The 16654-nt window shown below is 39.2% G+C and carries 19 protein-coding genes; 6 read left to right on the top strand and 13 right to left on the bottom strand.

All coding sequences use genetic code 11. The features are described 5' to 3' along the window. Positions 1 to 832: 832 nt before the first annotated feature. Together EDI28_RS04025 and EDI28_RS04020 are read right to left on the bottom strand one after the other, a co-directional pair. Positions 833 to 1339, bottom strand: a complete 507-nt coding sequence (locus tag EDI28_RS04025; RefSeq protein ID WP_128782524.1) for a GNAT family N-acetyltransferase — start codon at positions 1337 to 1339, stop codon at positions 833 to 835. A 151-nt stretch (positions 1340 to 1490) separates the two neighbouring features. Next, entirely contained in the window at positions 1491 to 1949 is a 459-nt protein-coding gene (locus EDI28_RS04020; protein ID WP_128782523.1) for a MaoC family dehydratase, read from the bottom strand. A gap of 270 nt (positions 1950 to 2219) precedes the next feature. Between EDI28_RS04020 and EDI28_RS04015 the strand changes: the two genes are divergently transcribed. Beyond that, positions 2220 to 2927, top strand: coding sequence for an SDR family NAD(P)-dependent oxidoreductase (locus EDI28_RS04015; RefSeq protein ID WP_128782522.1), 708 nt, complete (start codon positions 2220 to 2222; stop codon positions 2925 to 2927). A gap of 118 nt (positions 2928 to 3045) precedes the next feature. On the opposite strand, the gene EDI28_RS04010 is transcribed toward EDI28_RS04015, so the two are convergent. The 3 genes from EDI28_RS04010 to EDI28_RS04000 form a co-directional block, all read right to left on the bottom strand. Next, on the bottom strand, positions 3046 to 3336 hold the full coding sequence (locus EDI28_RS04010; RefSeq protein WP_128782981.1) for a YciI family protein: 291 nt from the start codon (positions 3334 to 3336) through the stop codon (positions 3046 to 3048). 181 nt (positions 3337 to 3517) lie between these two features. After that, on the bottom strand, positions 3518 to 4303 hold the full coding sequence (locus EDI28_RS04005; protein ID WP_128782521.1) for an alpha/beta fold hydrolase: 786 nt from the start codon (positions 4301 to 4303) through the stop codon (positions 3518 to 3520). 145 nt (positions 4304 to 4448) lie between these two features. Then, on the bottom strand, positions 4449 to 4907 hold the full coding sequence (locus EDI28_RS04000; RefSeq protein WP_128782520.1) for a hypothetical protein: 459 nt from the start codon (positions 4905 to 4907) through the stop codon (positions 4449 to 4451). Between the two features lie 277 nt (positions 4908 to 5184). Here EDI28_RS04000 and EDI28_RS03995 point away from each other — a divergent pair, with 277 nt between their 5' ends. Together EDI28_RS03995 and EDI28_RS03990 are read left to right on the top strand one after the other, a co-directional pair. Further along, on the top strand, positions 5185 to 5397 hold the full coding sequence (locus EDI28_RS03995; protein ID WP_128782519.1) for a hypothetical protein: 213 nt from the start codon (positions 5185 to 5187) through the stop codon (positions 5395 to 5397). Beyond that, positions 5381 to 5701, top strand: coding sequence for a helix-turn-helix transcriptional regulator (locus tag EDI28_RS03990; protein WP_128782518.1), 321 nt, complete (start codon positions 5381 to 5383; stop codon positions 5699 to 5701). The genes EDI28_RS03995 and EDI28_RS03990 overlap by 17 nt, the downstream gene beginning before the upstream one ends. 103 nt (positions 5702 to 5804) lie before the next feature. Here EDI28_RS03990 and EDI28_RS03985 read toward each other — a convergent pair whose 3' ends face one another. The 8 genes from EDI28_RS03985 to EDI28_RS03945 all read right to left on the bottom strand — a co-directional run bounded on the left by EDI28_RS03985 (position 5805) and on the right by EDI28_RS03945 (position 13823). Next, entirely contained in the window at positions 5805 to 6593 is a 789-nt protein-coding gene (locus EDI28_RS03985) for a hypothetical protein (protein WP_128782517.1), read from the bottom strand. Between the two features lie 149 nt (positions 6594 to 6742). Next, the gene (locus EDI28_RS03980) at positions 6743 to 7108 is read right to left on the bottom strand and encodes a hypothetical protein (RefSeq protein WP_128782516.1); all 366 of its coding nucleotides are present in this window, start codon (positions 7106 to 7108) and stop codon (positions 6743 to 6745) included. Between the two features lies 1 nt (position 7109). Beyond that, positions 7110 to 7544, bottom strand: coding sequence for a hypothetical protein (locus EDI28_RS03975; protein WP_128782515.1), 435 nt, complete (start codon positions 7542 to 7544; stop codon positions 7110 to 7112). A 167-nt stretch (positions 7545 to 7711) separates the two neighbouring features. After that, positions 7712 to 8347: an HNH endonuclease gene (locus EDI28_RS03970; protein ID WP_128782514.1), complete on the bottom strand. Its 636-nt coding sequence runs from the start codon at positions 8345 to 8347 to the stop codon at positions 7712 to 7714. Beyond that, positions 8337 to 9752, bottom strand: coding sequence for an AAA family ATPase (locus EDI28_RS03965; RefSeq protein ID WP_128782513.1), 1416 nt, complete (start codon positions 9750 to 9752; stop codon positions 8337 to 8339). Before EDI28_RS03965 ends, EDI28_RS03970 begins: the two co-directional genes overlap by 11 nt. 107 nt (positions 9753 to 9859) lie before the next feature. Continuing rightward, positions 9860 to 10744, bottom strand: a complete 885-nt coding sequence (locus EDI28_RS03960) for a hypothetical protein (protein ID WP_128782512.1) — start codon at positions 10742 to 10744, stop codon at positions 9860 to 9862. Between the two features lie 131 nt (positions 10745 to 10875). After that, entirely contained in the window at positions 10876 to 12450 is a 1575-nt protein-coding gene (locus EDI28_RS03950) for a hypothetical protein (protein ID WP_128782511.1), read from the bottom strand. A gap of 185 nt (positions 12451 to 12635) precedes the next feature. Beyond that, positions 12636 to 13823, bottom strand: a complete 1188-nt coding sequence (locus EDI28_RS03945; protein ID WP_128782510.1) for a tyrosine-type recombinase/integrase — start codon at positions 13821 to 13823, stop codon at positions 12636 to 12638. Between the two features lie 202 nt (positions 13824 to 14025). On the opposite strand from EDI28_RS03945, the gene sbcB reads away from it, so the two are divergent. The 3 genes from sbcB (at position 14026) to EDI28_RS03930 (ending at position 16653) form a co-directional block, all read left to right on the top strand. Beyond that, on the top strand, positions 14026 to 15447 hold the full coding sequence (gene sbcB / locus EDI28_RS03940) for an exodeoxyribonuclease I (RefSeq protein ID WP_128782509.1): 1422 nt from the start codon (positions 14026 to 14028) through the stop codon (positions 15445 to 15447). 255 nt (positions 15448 to 15702) lie between these two features. Beyond that, positions 15703 to 16224, top strand: coding sequence for a winged helix-turn-helix domain-containing protein (locus tag EDI28_RS03935; protein ID WP_128782508.1), 522 nt, complete (start codon positions 15703 to 15705; stop codon positions 16222 to 16224). Between the two features lie 90 nt (positions 16225 to 16314). After that, complete coding sequence (locus tag EDI28_RS03930; RefSeq protein ID WP_128782507.1) at positions 16315 to 16653, top strand: CidA/LrgA family protein; 339 nt, start codon at positions 16315 to 16317, stop codon at positions 16651 to 16653. Position 16654: the final 1 nt, after the last annotated feature.

Below are 16654 nucleotides of genomic sequence, written 5' to 3'. Positions count from 1 at the left end.
TCGTTTCCCTCTAAAAATATAACGCACCAAGCCCATGCAAAATTTAAATCTAACAACGATCATAACCAATAGCGAATTACTTAAAGTGGTGAGTTGTCCTCGTAACCATCAAATTTATTTCCACACCTTGAACACTTATAATGACTAGTTTGCGTTGAGCTACTTAACATTTCCGTAAACAGGCCAATTACCATATTCATCGCTTTCAGATAGATATTCGATGAGCCTATCTCTTTGGGCTCTAAACGTTCTGATTCAATTTCATCATGTGGGGTAACCATTTCACATTCTGAGCAATACAAGCGATATTGGTACTTCTGCACTATGATTTCCTTTAAAGAGAATTTCTACTATCGACAAAGAAACACAAACGAATTCAAACCAGTGAAGCCACTATGCTCCAGAATAAAAACACATCACTTTTAATAACTGGCCTTAGTTTAGTTCTAACAATATAAATAAAAATGGAATGCCAATGATTGGGCGGAACACCATGTTCTGTAAACCCTGCTCTCGCATCGCTCATTTATCCATCGATATACGAAGAAGTATATTGATCTAAATTCAGCAATATACGACCAATAACATTTGTCATACACATATTAAAAGCAAATGATTATGCATATAAGCATATGAAATGTAAGGTGTAAATAACTTCCTTGCTATTTATACCTAGACGTTCTGACAACTCACCAGCATATAACCAATATGCATCACGTCGCTATTCTCACCCCTTTTTTTATTGTAAATACAACCCATATTTTTGATAACGTCGAGCATGAGGTGCGCTACTGAACCTACCAGGTGTAACAGGTCCACTTGGTTGCCTTTGTTATGTGCATTTTGCTAATACTGATGTGTTTCTTGATCCTACTGTTCTTTTTTCGGGATCATAAAATGTATCAATAATCTCAAAACCAGCCTTACGCATCATCCCCGCTGAAGGCGCGTTCTCTTCATGCCTTTCGACAAATACTTTAACCGCATTCCGGCTACGGGCTATACGGACACACTCTTGAAGTAATTTACTGCCCACGCCCTGACCGCTCTGACATTTACTAACCACGACTTCCTTCACGTAAGCGATGCCGGAGAAATCCGTGTATTTTGCCAATTTAGCGGGAAATGCATCACTATGAATAACTACTGCAAAACCTATAATTTCGCCCTCATTAACTTCAGCCAAAACAGCTGATGCTTTCCCTTCATCGATCAATGAAAATTGGGTGGATATACTTTCTTCAGTAATGTAGTTCCAATTATTGACCCCGTCTCTTATCAGGAGAGACCTCATATTCAAATAATCAATTTTATTCAGTTTTCGACAATGTATTTTCATTTCATACCTACTCTTTGACACATAACACCTGCAATAAGGTATCCCCCACTGAACCAGCAACGCACGCAAAACTCTAAACTGAAACCACCGAGCGTTGAGCGTCACCCTTAATCGCTTTGTTATATGTTTAAAGCGATATTACTTCTGTCAGCTAAGATACAATCTGCATGGCTAACCACACGGCCATTAACGCAGGCTTTTTTTCACCTTCAATTTCAACGACAACTTCCGTCTTAAATGTATATTGACCAGGGCTCTTTTCTTCTACACCAATCAATTTAGCATGAGCACGAATACGGCTATTCACTTTTACAGGATGAATAAAGCGCACTTTATCAAACCCATAGTTGACACCAATATTAGCGCCCTCCAGAAGATAGCCAAAACTCTCGGCAAAATATGGAAGCATTGATAAAGACAATAAACCGTGTGCAATCGTAGACCCAAACATTGTACCCTGCGCTTTTACTGGGTCCGTATGGATAAATTGATGGTCTAAGGTACAATCTGCAAATTGATCAATCTGCTCTTGATTTACGACAAACCAATCTGTCGGCTCAATATCAACACCAATATACTTTTCAATATCATTCTTCGAAATAACTTTCATGACTTCCTTCTTAAGTTGAACTCGAGTTCTGTAAGTCACCAAGTGTATCAGACGAGCATCACTTAACTGGAATGACTTCGAGTATATATGCTAATCGAGGGATACTCTGACATATAACGCCTGCAATAAGATCTTCCTCACTGAACCAGCATAGCGCACCGAACTCCATACCAAAACCGCCAAGTGTAACAAGCCACTTTGAAGCTTTGTATGGCTGTATCTGCGCCCATACCCTATGCTTAGTGGATATAAATCATATCGGTAAACTCGTTGAAGATACTAATTATCGGTGGCTCAGGCGGTATAGGTGCCGCTCTTGTAAAGCTGTATCTAGCATCAAAGCCTGAAGCTATTATTCATGCCACTTACCGGGCCCATAAACCAATATTAGAAAACACCCGTGTTAACTGGTTCAAACTAGATGCTGCTTCAGAGCAAGATGTTCGCTCACTAGCCGATAGTATTCCTAGTCTTGACATATTGATTAATGCAGCGGGAATTCTACACTTACCAAACCGTAAACCAGAAAAGTCTGTTAATGATTTTAACCCTGACTTTTTTCATCACAATCTTAACTCAAACGTTGTACCGACCATTAATCTTGCTAAGTACTTTGCTAGCCACCTGAAATCGAAGCAAAACACTTATTTCATCGCACTTTCGGCGAGAATCGGGAGTATAGAAGACAACAAAATCGGGGGATGGATTAGTTATCGATGCTCTAAAGCTGCACTGAACATGGCAATCAAAACCATTAGTATTGAATGGAAGCATAAAGCACCTAACTGCTGTGTACTCGCATTTCAGCCAGGAACAACCGATACCCGTTTATCTAAGCCATTCCAAAAAAACGTCCCTTCAACCAAACTATTTACTCCTGATTATGTGGCTCATTGTTTACTAGATCTATTAGATACAGTAAAACCAACAGATTCAGGTAGGTTCTTCAGCTATGATAGAACAGAGATACCATGGTAGCGTAGAAAGACAGCTAACGCTTGGGATCAGCTGCTACACACTGAACTAACAAAGCATACTAAACTTCAAGCCAGAACCGCCGAGTGTAACGCATCACCCTTGATTGCCTCGAATGAATCTACTGCTGACGAAGAAAATCGAGTTCTTTTGATGTTTTAGATGGAATAAATTCTGTGACTTCATATTCGGCTAAACCGTGCTGCTTGAACGGGTCATCGTCTAATATTTGGGTTAACTGCTCTAGGCTATCAACGTTGGCTAAGATTACACCACCAATTCTTGGAACCTTCCGACCAGAAGCAATAAAAGAACCTTTCTTATATTCTTTTTCTAGATAGTCAATGTGAGCATCTAAGTACTTCTCTACTTCACTCATTTCACAGACATATGTTAACGAAACTACAAACATCACTTTACCTCCATTGATATAAGTAAGCATACTGCACTTGTTGAATATTAATCGCAAGTCGGGTGATTGTTATCTTTTCTATAAGGCTAAATTTCGTAAAGGTCACAGCGCCTGCAATAGGTGCACCTCACTGAACTAGCAAATCCCACCAGACTCCATACCAAAACCGCAGTCAAACGCATTACCTTGAAACCTTTGTTAGGTTGATAGCAGCAGTAATTGCCGTAGCCAGCCCTTCTGGATTCTCCCATGCCATTGAATGTCCAGCACCTGGTACAATTTCAATATTGATATTTTCTCTCTCTAATTCCATTAGATCCGGATCTGGTAACGAGTGATTACCGAATATGAACGTTTTAGTAGCCTTTAACGAATAAAGCACCTTTCGCCAACTTGGTGATTGCCCTTCTATTAAGGATATAGATTCTCTATAGATAGCTATCGGTGAACTCATTGATAAGCTTGCAGCCCAACTTTCATTTGACTCTTTTTTACTCTCTTGGATTATTTTATTATGCCCAACATTCAAATACTCTTTCTCATTATAAGAGGCAATACTTTTACTGAAAAAACCACCGCCAGAGTCAAGGTTTGCCTCACTAAGAATTAGCCCCTTCAATCGAGTTTCATCAAATCGAGCTGCTAGATTTATGGATATAGCACCACCCATACTGTGTCCATATATGAAAAACTCACCGATATCTAAATGGTTGATAAGCTGTTCAAGATAATCTGCATGTTCTTCTATGGAATAGCTAAATTGATGAGGCTTATCACTAAATCCAGAGCCTAATAGGTCAACAAGTAATCTTCTATGTTGTTCAAGGCCGCACATTGACGCGACTTGGGGATAATCAAAAGAAGATGCACACCCTAAACCATGTATGAAAATAATGGGAATTCGATCGCCAGGTAAGTCATGATACCGAAGTTTTGCATTATCTTTTTCTACTATATATTCCTTCACAAATGTTCCTTCAATACTTTATACGGCAACAAGCAACCTAACGCCTGCAATAAGGTGTGCCCCGATGAACCAACAAAGCACACCGAACATCAAACCAAGACCGCCGAATGTAACGGATCACCTTGGTTACTTTGTTATACGGAATTTACTCTTCAAGAAATATATCTGAATTCAAATTTATACCTTGTATCAAGTAACTTGAACCAATGCGTACTAGAGTAAAGGTTAATACACCGTCACCATTCTCAAATTTTGCTTTAACTGTGAAAATTGCAATAGTACGACCTTTACCACTGGTTGAAGCCGTCGATGTTGACTTAACGAATATAGGCTCATCAAAACTCTTTAAACTACCAACTTTCGATATATACGCAATTATTCTTCGCCCCTTCTCACTTTCGAAACTAGCTAAACCTTCTGGGCTAACTAAATGCTTAAATTTGTCGACGTCCCATGTAGCAATCAAAGGCATACTTGTTTCTATGAAAGGAGTTACTTCTGCTGTTAACTCGTCAGTTTCAGATGCTGACCAATAGAGCAACCCGCTAAAAAAGATCATAAAAACAACGACTAAGATTCCTACAACCTTTAGAAACTTCTTCACATATTCTCCTTTTCATATAACGTCATATTATATTCTGCGAACTCAGTTCATCTATCTTCCGGATACCCAAAAAGGATTAACGTACAGAATGGTTTGGTATGAAACCATACACGCCAGAAGGTGTAAATAGTTTCCCGTCATTAATGCCTAGTAAAGCCGTCAATTTTTCTGATTCGTAACCGAGTTCGGGGGTAGCGCGAAATAGCGACCACAAGAAGCATTCGACTTTTAACCAATTTACCTGACCAGTAAATTTTCAAATCGGGAAAACATTGCAATGAGTAAAACACTAAGACCACGCTGGCTAACCTGCACCGTTTGCGACAGTAGCCAAATCGAAGTAACCACCGAACTTGGCAATGACGAATGGCTATATGACGGAGATATAGCCAAGTGTCTCGACTGTTGCGCCACTGGATTTATTGAAACAGATGGCGTAGATGCCTGGTTCGAAGCTGATGAGGAACAGAAAAATGCACAATTACACTAACTACCCTACTGTTGATGTCTCTTATAGTGTCAAATCAGACATTAACGTGACACCGTCACAGTTAAAAACTGAAGAAGTAACAACACAATCGGAGCCAACAGTATCAACCTTAGATGAACAGTCATCAACGCTATTGATCAGCCATAAAGAAGTGTTGGAGATGTTCCAAGTTTCCAGCAAAGCCACCATCTACAAATGGCGTAAGTCACGCGGCTTTCCAGATCCAGTTACGATGATGCCACTGCGGTGGTTGAGATCGGCGGTTGAGGAATGGAAAGAAGGTATCGGGGGATGTGGGCGGTGATGTGGACAGCGGCCGGGTGGCCGCTTTTTATGATGCTAGTAAAGGTGTGTGCAAGCAATATCGATCCTTATACAAACTACCTTAATCACTAAACACAACGTTCTCAAGTGAGTTTCATACTTGTGGTTCTTTTCAGTAAAGCTAAGATATCTGGACGAACTTCAGATAACACATTATCCACCATTTCCTGAATGAACGAAGCAACCCAATGCTGGCTTCCTTCCGGTGGTGACATACTCGCGTCCAGATAATCTATATAAACCGAAGACATCATGTAGTGCTCATTAATTATAAACAAATAAGCTATATTCAAGATAAATACATCTCGAATATCACTCCTAAGCTGCTCCAAGTGATGGATACGCTCCTTCATATGAATTTTACCTTCATTGAGCATTAGCAAAGCGAAGTAATTATAATGCATATTGTCATTACAACGATCTCTTACACCATCATAACGATCATCCGAATTAAACAACTGATTCAATTCTGATAAAAGCGGGGATTTCTTTAGGTACGTGGACATTTTTTTCATTCTTGGCAACGCTTTTCTACCATGGAGCCAGTCATTGATTTCTTCAATAAAAAATCCTTTTTGCCCTGCATGATCATTAATGTATAGGTTTGTGTATGCGTTGATCATGGCTGAGTCATAGTACTTTCTTAGTAAGGCATATGCATCATTCAACTTGCCATCTTTCAACACCAAATGAATAGACTCAATAGTTCCTTTCATCGACATGAAAACATAGGTATCAATGTTCATTATCGCAGTAGTTCCAGTTGTCGAAAAACTCATAACAGAATCCGACAAATACTCATAAAACTTCGCATAATAGGTCAGCTCACTAAATACTTTATGAGAGACATATCTATCGTCTGTTGATTGCACAATATACTACCTTTTTATACCTACCTAACGCCGCATTAAGATGTGAGCAACGCTGCCACCTACCTACACCATTAGGCCGTAAACACGAAATTCAACCTTGAACTGAAAATGCCAAGCGTAAGGAATCACTCTTAAATGCTTTGTTATAGCTATTTACGCTTTAGAATGTCGTTCATAAAACCATCAATATCGACATCACGATACTGTATTGCTTTAAGTAGGTCCCAAGAATTTGAAGTTTGAGGAAATTCAAAAATTGAATCCTCACCGTCAACGAAGTCAATAATTGTTCTATTCTGCCAATGATACTCATCTTCATCTGTATAGTATTTATACAACTCTTCATATATACGCAAATTTTTATTATTATATTCGGTTGTGTATACATGCTTTACCTTACTTCCATTGATCATCAATGAACTAGGCGCTTCTTCTCGTAACCAAGTAATTGTTTTTTCTTGGGTAAGCTCAATCAAATGGTCTACTAATTCTACAAATTCTTTTAATGTTGCCATATCATTTCCCTGCCATTAATTCTCTTTTAACATTCTGAAGCTCAGCAACTACAACATTGAGACTTTTGGATACATTTCGAGCATGCTTTGATTCAGGTTTGAATCTTCCACCCAAAAAATCTCTAATCTTATAAATTCTTGTTTGTCTTCGTGCTTTTGTGAGATCGGAATTCAAATCACCTGATGCACCTTTTTGGACAGAACGTAAAGCAACGTCCGCTAATGCAACTAATTCATCTACCTTATCTTTATTTAAATCGTATGAATTCAAACACGATGTTATATCAGATGAGATTATTGTTAATCTATCTCCAAATTCTTCCACCCTAGAGCGAAAGAGAAATTTCTTTTTAATATAAAACATCATTATTAAGGTAAACCCTGAAATAGCGATTCCAAAAATTGATGCCAAGCTACCATAATCCGATAAAGACATACTAGTTAATTCGTTCCAACTATACATTTTGATAGGCACTATAATAAACCAAGAAAATTATACTCATAATCTAAAAAACCAGCTAAAACTACAGATAGATATAACGCTAACAATATGGTGCGCCACGATAAATACATCAAAACCGCCGAGTGTAACGCGTTGCCTTGTTATACTGCACCTCTAATAGCAAGCTCTGCAATATTTCGCCGAATTTCTTTCTTTAGCACTTCACTTTCCACTTTTTTCAATTGCTCAGACAATAAGAATATACGGTCATCATCTTGCACACTCGCCCCAAACTCTGAGAACTCATAAAACCTATTAAGCTTGCAGACCTCAATCGTTTTTTCACCTTTTTTCTTCAATGCAACATAATAAAATCCCTCCTTAATTACAAGTATGTTATCATAATATTCATCGAAGTGAGGGTGGATAATTAGATAACAAGAACAATTTTTAGGATACTTTTGTTTGGCTCTGCTACTTGTAACTTTCTTGTCAGATTTAGCTGAATTACAATCTACACAGGACATACATAAATTAAGAGGTTCAAACATAAAATTTGGTACACTTGAACGTGGAATAATATGCTCAATATCCCAGTACCTACCATGGTTTGATTTTATTTTTTGTCTGCAGTATGGACATGTGTTTTTCTGTTCACTTAAGTAATGACCCTTTATTTTTACTTTTATATTAGCAATATCATCATCTGACCAGCTTTCAGATGAATAATTACTGTCACTAATTTTATTTCTTATCTGTTTATTTTCTTCATCAGTAAACTCTACCCTATTTAGCATTTTTTGATACCTTACTCCATGCTAAACTTAGAATGTCGATAAGTTCTTTTACGCTATCTCCTTCATCCATCCCCTTTGAAAATCTCACTAAAGCGTCAAGCTTTAATTTGTCTGTTTTGTCAAGATTTCCACTTTTACTTAATTTTGACAATAATGAAACAACGATCCTATTTAGGTACTCATTATTGTTCCCTGAAATACCAAATACTTCTGCCAATTGGTAATCAGAAGACATATTTTTATATTCATTAGCTTTCTTAGCTAAACCAATATCCATATTTAATATAAAACAGTTCTCATTTGACAGTTCAGAAATTATTAAAGGCGAGTGTGTTGCAATAATAAAATGGCACTTTTTAAAATCACTAAAAAATTCTATCAAAATTTTCATGAACTCTTTTTGCCATCGAGGATGCAAACTAATTTCAGGTTCGTCTATACAAACAATAGAGTTATCAGAAATTGAACCTGAAATATTCAAAAGCGTAAGAATCATACACTTTTGCCCAGAACTTAATTCAGATATTTTTATGACTTTATTTTTGCTATCTGTAAACATAATGTCAGAAGCATTGATCAGTCCAATATCTAATAGAAGAATCAAATCATTCTTAGGTACATTTCTATTTTCTGGATTAATTGGGCTTGAAAGAAATGGATAACAATTAACATAAGCATTATATGCTTTTGATATGAGCCCATTAACCTTATCTAATTTCTCATAAATAGTAAAATGATTGCGAATGATAAAATTAACAAAGTAACCTTCATCTAAATTCTGAAGTTCAATCTTTCTGGTTTTATAGTTATACTCCATAAAATCTGAATTTTTTGTGGGAAGTTTTGCTTTCATTTGCATGCTTGTTTTTGCATTCAAGTTAAGTAATGAAAATAACTTCTTATTTTTGAAAATCCGATCACTTGATAACATGGAACGAGACAACAAATTAAGGTAATTAGATTGATTTAGAGAGTTCTTTGACACCTTCAACCCTATATAAGTATATCTATGATCATCATGATATCTGTATGTCTCATTACCTTTATATTCGATAGGGAACTTATCAAAAGGAGTGGTGGTAACAGCTATAACTTTTATTTCACTATCAATTGAATTTACTTCCTTCTTATTCGTACTAACAAATGACTTTGACTCACTCACTGGCGAATAAAAGCTTGCTTTGTAACCATCAAGATCAAAATCCAATTGTCTGCTATAATTTTTTGGGATCCTACTATCTTCAATATTTACATTTTTTACATTATTAACAATTCGTTTTAGCAATCTACTTTTTCCAGTACCATTACTACCTACAATTATAGTAAAAGCATTATTTTTATTACAATATTCCGTATCAACTAGCTTATATCTTTTTTTATCTAAAAGCACCGAGTTAATAATCATTTTCTACCTATAATTTATATAACGTCTAACATAAGGTGCGCCACACTGAACTAGCCAAGAACAGAGAGCTCCAAACCAAAACCTCCGAGTGTAACGCATCACCTTGATTACTTGTATGCTTCACTTAACCAATGGTAATACTCTTGTTCATCCATTTCTTCATGAGCCCGCCGCTCTTCTATTTCCTGAGCAATTCGAGTTGCACACTCAGAACAAGCCATTAAATCATCATAGCCATAAGAATTATAAATAATTGCCTGTCCTTCACAGTAGTCTATGTCTAAGCTGTTATGAATAGACTCTAGTTCTTCTTCAAAGCACAATTCTTGGCAATGAGGACACTGCTTTACTGATTCTGTATATGTGCACACATAACAAGTATCTATCTCGTCGTGAACGACAAATGTATCAGACAAACAATTTGGACACGTCCAAAGCAGATGATCTTCTATACCTTCGTCTTCCACCCTTTGAAGAGCATTACTTATCAGTATTTTTTTGGATTTCTCGATGACAACGAGGCTCTCGATTGCCTCAACTGACAAGATATCTTCCACTTGGATATCAAAATGTCTTCTTTGCACTGTTGCTATTAATGAAAACACCTTAAAGAACTGAGCTTGTGCATGATCAACTGATAATTCAAATTCAGAATGGGTAATTTGATTTCTTAGCTTTATGGCTGATTTCATTCCTTTCTTTTCATTTTCAGTAAACGATATATTCCCTATCTTTGGGTTTGATAACCGCTCAATGGTTTTAGTAACACTTACAGTATTTTTTGGATTATCGATATTCTCGTAAATAAATAGATGGTGAATATTTTTCAATATAAGTTTGAGACTCAACTCTAAAGATTGCACCAAATTTAATATTGCAAACTGCCAATGACGAACCTCATCTTCCGCTCCGATAGCTTTATCTACAGCCTCTACTAAAAAGGACTGACTATTCTCCAAAAGATTTAGTTTTACTGATTTATTTATTGCCAAGATATTTCCCTTATACTACTAAAGCATAACGCCTGCAATAAGGTGTGCCCCACTGAACTAGCAAAGCACACCGAACTTCATACCAAAACCGCCGAGTGTAACGCATCACCTTGATTGCCTTGTTAGGCAAATTATTCAACTAAGCTTTTTAAGCCATACCACTCACAATTCCAATTTCCAGACTTAATGTTAATCGTTACAACGTTATAATCTTTATTCGGTACCGGTAAATATTGACGGCTATTTAACAAGTCAGCGACACTGCTTAAACTGGAGCAACTTTTGATTAAACTCATTAAATTACCAACTTTAATCACCGGAATCTCTTCATCTTGAATCCCATCTGCACCAATCCAGTTGAATGAACCGACTATTGAATAGTAGTTATAACTACTGTCAATTTTTAAAATATTACGATACAAGTTTTCATCATTCGATTCTAGTAGAGAACGAATAACCTTTGCTTGCTTAATACCTTTTTTGATTTCTTGTGATCTTTGATTTACCTCCCGAATTTCCGCAGGCTCGATAAACCACTTTAGTTCTACTGTTAATACGAATTTATTTTTATCATCAATTATTGCCATATCTAAGTCTGTGCCTGAAACCTTTCCAGACTCACACCTATACCCAAATATAGCTAACTCACCTTTAAGTTCTTCAAACAGGATTTTCTCTTTATCATCGACTAAAGATGAATAAATAGCTTTATCTTCCACTATTTGATTAAAAAGAGCACAAGCATTTCTCTCAACATCTGAATTAATGAATAGGAACGGTGATATAGCAAGATTACCATCTTCAAGATCAAACAGAGGCTGAGTTGCAGCATCAGGATAATTAATACCCTTAGAACCAAATGTTAAGTATTCTAAAACACTTATAACTGTAGCTTTTTCCAATTCTGTTGACTCAGTTAAAATTTTAATCAGTTCATTTTTTGAAATAATCCAAACTCTTTGCGAGTATCCATTTTCAGGAAATTCTTCAGCGCTTAAAGTTGTTATGGCATAGCGAGCATAGGATAGAGCAGAGATTGCGATAGCAATTTCACGAAACTCACCAAATGTGAACCGTGAAAACTGCCAAGATTCAGGTAAATGATATCTAGCCGCTTGAGAGCCTTTAAATATATTTATTACTAATTTTGACAAAGTCGCAGTCCATGATATCGCCAGTTTATTTCCAATGTAAAATGTGTGCTCTCTGACTGCATCTAGAATTGCTAACGTATCCACATTAGATCTTTCATTCGCACCAGTCTTATGAACAAATCTATTATAGGCTTCGTATGGGACACCTTGAGACAAATCTTTGTTGGTTTTTAAATCGTAGCCTTCTATATCAAGTGAGAGCTCTTTTCTATGAACAAGCGGAAAAATAGAGCAGAAATGATTGTAATCATAAGCTCTTCCATACCATTCATGAGCTGCATTCGCGTTGGACTGTGAGTAAGCAGCTTTAAGTGCATACTTTCTTCGAGTACACGTCTTAAAACAGACTCTTAGTGGATGAGTTATAAAGTTAATCATATTATCAACACCAGCTGACTTGTCATGAATAGATCCTTCCATAACTGACAATTCATAATGCTTATGTTCTAAGTATGACAATAGTTCCCAAATTGATTGGGAGTAAGGTATTGATGTAAGAATATTATCTTCAAATGCAGAATCTATTTCATATTCTATTTTTCTTATGTTCACTCAATTGTCCTCAATTTGCCTAACATTATGTTCTACGGACTCAGTTCATATGTCTTCCTGATATCCGGGATAAACGAAGAAGAATAATGTTAAGCATTCGCATAGCACCAACCGGCTACGGCTAGAAATATACCTCAACCGAATAGCTCAGTATGAAACCATATGAAAACTAAGGTGTAAATATTTTAACCGTCATTATTGTCTAGAAATGCTGTCAACTTATCAGCATATCGTTCATATGCCTCTAACTGGCCGTCTAACCAATCATGCTTGTTGTAAACGGCCAGTACGCCGCCCAGCTCATGACCTAGCATCTTCTCTACTACGTGTGGCATTACACCGAGTTCAGAGGCTCCTGTGGACAACGAGCGCCTGAAATCATGCGTTCGCCAGTGTTCTAGTGGCAGGTTCTCACGGATTCGCCGTATATAACGGTTGGCTGCTGCGATACTGATTGGGGTATTGAGGTCTTGCCCTGGGAATAGCACGTCGTCGTATGTCGCCATAACGCGTTCTAAGATGGATCTAACTTTGGTGGGGATTGGGCGACGGATTGGCTTGTTGGTTTTACTGAGCTCTTTGGGGACGGTCCAAATGCCCGCTTTCATATCGAAGTGGGAACGGCGGGCAAGGCGCAGCTCTGATAGCCGGTTGCCCCATAGCATGGTGAGTTGGTGAAGGGTTTTGTTAGAAGTGCTGGCTCGGCTACGTTCTATCGCTAGCCAGATTTGGGCTAATTCAGACCAAGTAGGAACGCGGCTGCCATTTTCTGGCCGCATACCGACGTTCTGTTTCTTGATTCGATCCAGGTCGGTTCTTTCAATGATGAATTTGCTTTTGCAGAAGTTAAGGCAGGCGCGGAGTGTGGTGAAGATGGAATTGGCTGTTTTGGGCTTTTCGGCGCTGATTGAATCTAACCACTGCATCCATTCTCGGGCGGGTATGGTTTCAACGTTTCTGTCGGGGAAGGTGCCAAGGAAGTAGTTGTTAGAGAAGGAACGGTACAATGCTTGTGTCCCCTTCTTTAAGCTGGGGACGAAGTGTTTAAGCCAGTAGTTCACGCAGTCGTCTAAAGTGACGAAATCTTGCTCACCACTACCACCAACCCCGTTCGCAATTTCGGGATTTCGGCCTGATTCCCTCAATTCCATCATGATTTTATGTTTCCGCCTTGCCTCTTTCAGGGAAGTTGCGGGATACTTACCAATCTTAACTCTAAGGTTTGTACCGTTAAATCGGCAGCGATACTGAAAGGTGATAACCGCAGAGGATGTGATGCGAGCTATGAGCCCTTCACCATCGTTTAGCTCTGTTGGACCATCATAAGTTTCTTGCTTGGAAATCAGTTTAAGTTGTCGATCGAGTATGCTCATACTAACACCTTGTTTTCGTTCCCTGAATGGACACTAGTTTTGGACGCAAGGCGCAACATTTTGGACGCAGATTTGGACGCAAATGCAAATCCCAAACGTAATTGCGCAGGAATTAACTACTGTATATTTGCACAGTATAGCATTGAAAAGCCACTGTTAGAACAAACACTTAATATGAATTCGGTGGTTTCTGGAAAACACTATGAATAAGACAAATGAGCCAACTTTGTTTTGGCTGGATTATGAAACATTTGGCGCAACACCTTCAACTGACCGCCCGTGCCAGTTTGCAGGTGTGCGTACCGATATGGATCTCAACATCATCGGTGAACCGCTGGTTATCTACTGCAAACCGCCAGTGGATTACCTTCCTTCGCCTGAAGCGTGCCTGATCACCGGCATTACTCCTCAGGAAGCCCACGAGAAAGGACTGCCGGAGCCGGAGTTTATTGCTCAAATTCACGCCGAGCTCTCTAAGCCGAATACCTGTGTGATTGGCTATAATAATGTACGCTTCGATGATGAGGTTACCCGTTACACCCTGTATCGTAACTTCTTCGACCCATACGCATGGGCGTGGCAGAACGGTAACTCACGCTGGGATCTGCTGGATATTATGCGTACCTGCTACGCATTAAGGCCGGAAGGGGTCAACTGGCCAGATAACGAAGATGGTTTGCCGAGTTTCAAGCTGGAGCACTTATCAGTAGCCAACGGCATCGAGCATGCCAATGCCCACGATGCGATGGCCGATGTTTACGCCACTATTGAACTGGCGAAGATCCTGAAGCAAAACCAACCTAAGCTGTTTGACTACCTGTTTAACCTGCGTCACAAGCGCAAGCTGCAGGAGCTTATTGATATTGTCGAGCTAACGCCACTAGTACATGTATCAGGTATGTTCGGTGTCGGGTGCGGCAATACCAGCTGGATTGTGCCAATGGCCTGGCATCCGGATAACAAGAATGCCGTGATCACGGTAAATCTTGCAATGGACCCTACTCCGTTGATTGAGCTAGATGCCGATACCTTGCGTGAAAGGCTGTATACCAAGCGAGCTGATCTGGGGCCTGATGAGCTGCCGATCCCACTTAAGCTAGTTCACCTTAACAAGTGTCCGGTACTGGCTCCGGCCAAAACGCTGAAAGCAGAAGATGCAGAGCGGATTGGGATCGACCGTCAACAATGCCTCAAAAATCTACAGCTGTTGAAATCTCATCCCGAGATCCGTGAAAAGCTGCTGGCAATCTATGGTGTCGAGCGCGAATACAGCGCCAATAACAATGTCGATGCCATGCTGTACGATGGTTTCTTCTCGACAGCCGATCGCTCGACTATCGATATTATCCGCGAAACTGCACCAGAAGAGCTTGCAAAGCTTGAACTAAACGTCGACGACAAGCGCATAAGGCCGTTACTGTTCCGTTACCGTGCCAGAAACTACCCGATGACGCTGGATTTCAAAGAACAGCAACAATGGAAGCACCATTGTCAGGACTACTTTGAATCCAATCTGCCGGCCTATATGGAAAACCTTGAGTCTATAGCCATGACCCACCAAGCCGACGAGGCAAAAATGGCGATCCTCAAGGCGGTGTATGAATATGTAGACAGCTTGGTGTAGAGAGCCAGTAATCGCATTTATCACAATGCATTGATTTATTGCTGGCTAACTCTCCGTAATACCTTGTTATTTTATCCAAGCCCTCCGGCTATCGAAACCGGAGGGCTTTTTATTGAGACATTATCCTGTTTTCGACGTTTGAACTTACCGCGATTGCCAACAACACTTATAACGAAGGTATCTGAATGAAAGTCAGATTTTACTCATGCAGCCTAGCAGTCTGAGTCCAAATATATTTGAATTTAAGTGGTTGATATGACAACAAAAGCATTAACACGTTGCTATCGTTTTGAAACTGTGGATTTTGAACCCGATCTGCGTTTGTTAGTATGGCAAGACAACACCGAGACCGAACTAACCGTTCACGAATCGCGCCTGTTGGAGACACTGTGCTATTTTGCCGGTGAAGTGATCTGTGCACAGTCACTGTTTGATAAAACATTCACTCAGCTTGATCCCTACGATAACGAGAACAACAACCACTTCGATCTGAACACCTTGCTAATTTCTCTCACCCAAAAGCTCGAAAACAACGGTAGCATGTCGATTCCGATTGAGGTTATTCCTAACTTTGGTTTTCGTGTTCCCCTGCCCGACAAAACATGCCGACTTGTCCATACCTTTAACAAACAGCCGCGGTTGTCGGTTGATAGCGCACCGGAACAAAAACTAGAGTCAGCCACTGAGCACATCGTGAAATACAGCTTATTGCACAAGATTTCCGTGCTGTTACTCGCTGCTGCCGGTGTTGCTATCGTTATCGTTTCAAACTTCTAGAAAGTAGTACTTTTCCGTGCGATTTTTTTGTGGCTTAGATCACATTTGTTTTGTATGATGAATGAGTCTCCTCGTTTGGAATAAAGGCTCATGGCGTATCTACGTTCCTTTTCTATCATTCTTGTTTGCCTGTTTATTGGCAAGGCGATACAGCATGTAACTCAGCTGGCAATACCCGGCAGTATTATTGGCATGCTGCTTCTGTTTGTCGTTCTTTCTATGGGGCTTATCCCTGCTTGCTGGGCGAAAGAAAGTTGCCACCTGCTCATCCGGCACATGGCATTGTTGTTCGTCCCTGTGGGCGTCGGCCTGATGAACTACCTTGATTTACTCTCCGCAAATACCTTACCTATCTTACTCAGCACCATTGGCAGCAGCCTGATTGTTTTTCTGGTTATTGGCGTGGCAACTCACTACAAGGAAAAATAAT

Origin of the sequence: Photobacterium chitinilyticum (assembly GCF_004104355.1) — a bacterium.
Lineage (GTDB): Bacteria > Pseudomonadota > Gammaproteobacteria > Enterobacterales > Vibrionaceae > Photobacterium > Photobacterium chitinilyticum.
The sequence above is the reverse complement of the archived record's forward strand: the minus strand, read 5'-3'. Positions and strand labels throughout refer to the sequence as shown.

Coding starts and splice junctions, on each gene's coding strand:
- EDI28_RS04025 (WP_128782524.1), bottom strand. CDS start 1,339: ATGAAAATACATTGTCGAAAACTGAATAAAATTGATTATTTGAATATG.
- EDI28_RS04020 (WP_128782523.1), bottom strand. CDS start 1,949: ATGAAAGTTATTTCGAAGAATGATATTGAAAAGTATATTGGTGTTGAT.
- EDI28_RS04010 (WP_128782981.1), bottom strand. CDS start 3,336: ATGTTTGTAGTTTCGTTAACATATGTCTGTGAAATGAGTGAAGTAGAG.
- EDI28_RS03995 (WP_128782519.1), top strand. CDS start 5,185: ATGAGTAAAACACTAAGACCACGCTGGCTAACCTGCACCGTTTGCGAC.
- EDI28_RS03990 (WP_128782518.1), top strand. CDS start 5,381: ATGCACAATTACACTAACTACCCTACTGTTGATGTCTCTTATAGTGTC.
- EDI28_RS03980 (WP_128782516.1), bottom strand. CDS start 7,108: ATGGCAACATTAAAAGAATTTGTAGAATTAGTAGACCATTTGATTGAG.
- EDI28_RS03975 (WP_128782515.1), bottom strand. CDS start 7,544: ATGTCTTTATCGGATTATGGTAGCTTGGCATCAATTTTTGGAATCGCT.
- EDI28_RS03970 (WP_128782514.1), bottom strand. CDS start 8,347: ATGCTAAATAGGGTAGAGTTTACTGATGAAGAAAATAAACAGATAAGA.
- EDI28_RS03965 (WP_128782513.1), bottom strand. CDS start 9,752: ATGATTATTAACTCGGTGCTTTTAGATAAAAAAAGATATAAGCTAGTT.
- EDI28_RS03945 (WP_128782510.1), bottom strand. CDS start 13,823: ATGAGCATACTCGATCGACAACTTAAACTGATTTCCAAGCAAGAAACT.
- sbcB (WP_128782509.1), top strand. CDS start 14,026: ATGAATAAGACAAATGAGCCAACTTTGTTTTGGCTGGATTATGAAACA.
- EDI28_RS03935 (WP_128782508.1), top strand. CDS start 15,703: ATGACAACAAAAGCATTAACACGTTGCTATCGTTTTGAAACTGTGGAT.
- EDI28_RS03930 (WP_128782507.1), top strand. CDS start 16,315: ATGGCGTATCTACGTTCCTTTTCTATCATTCTTGTTTGCCTGTTTATT.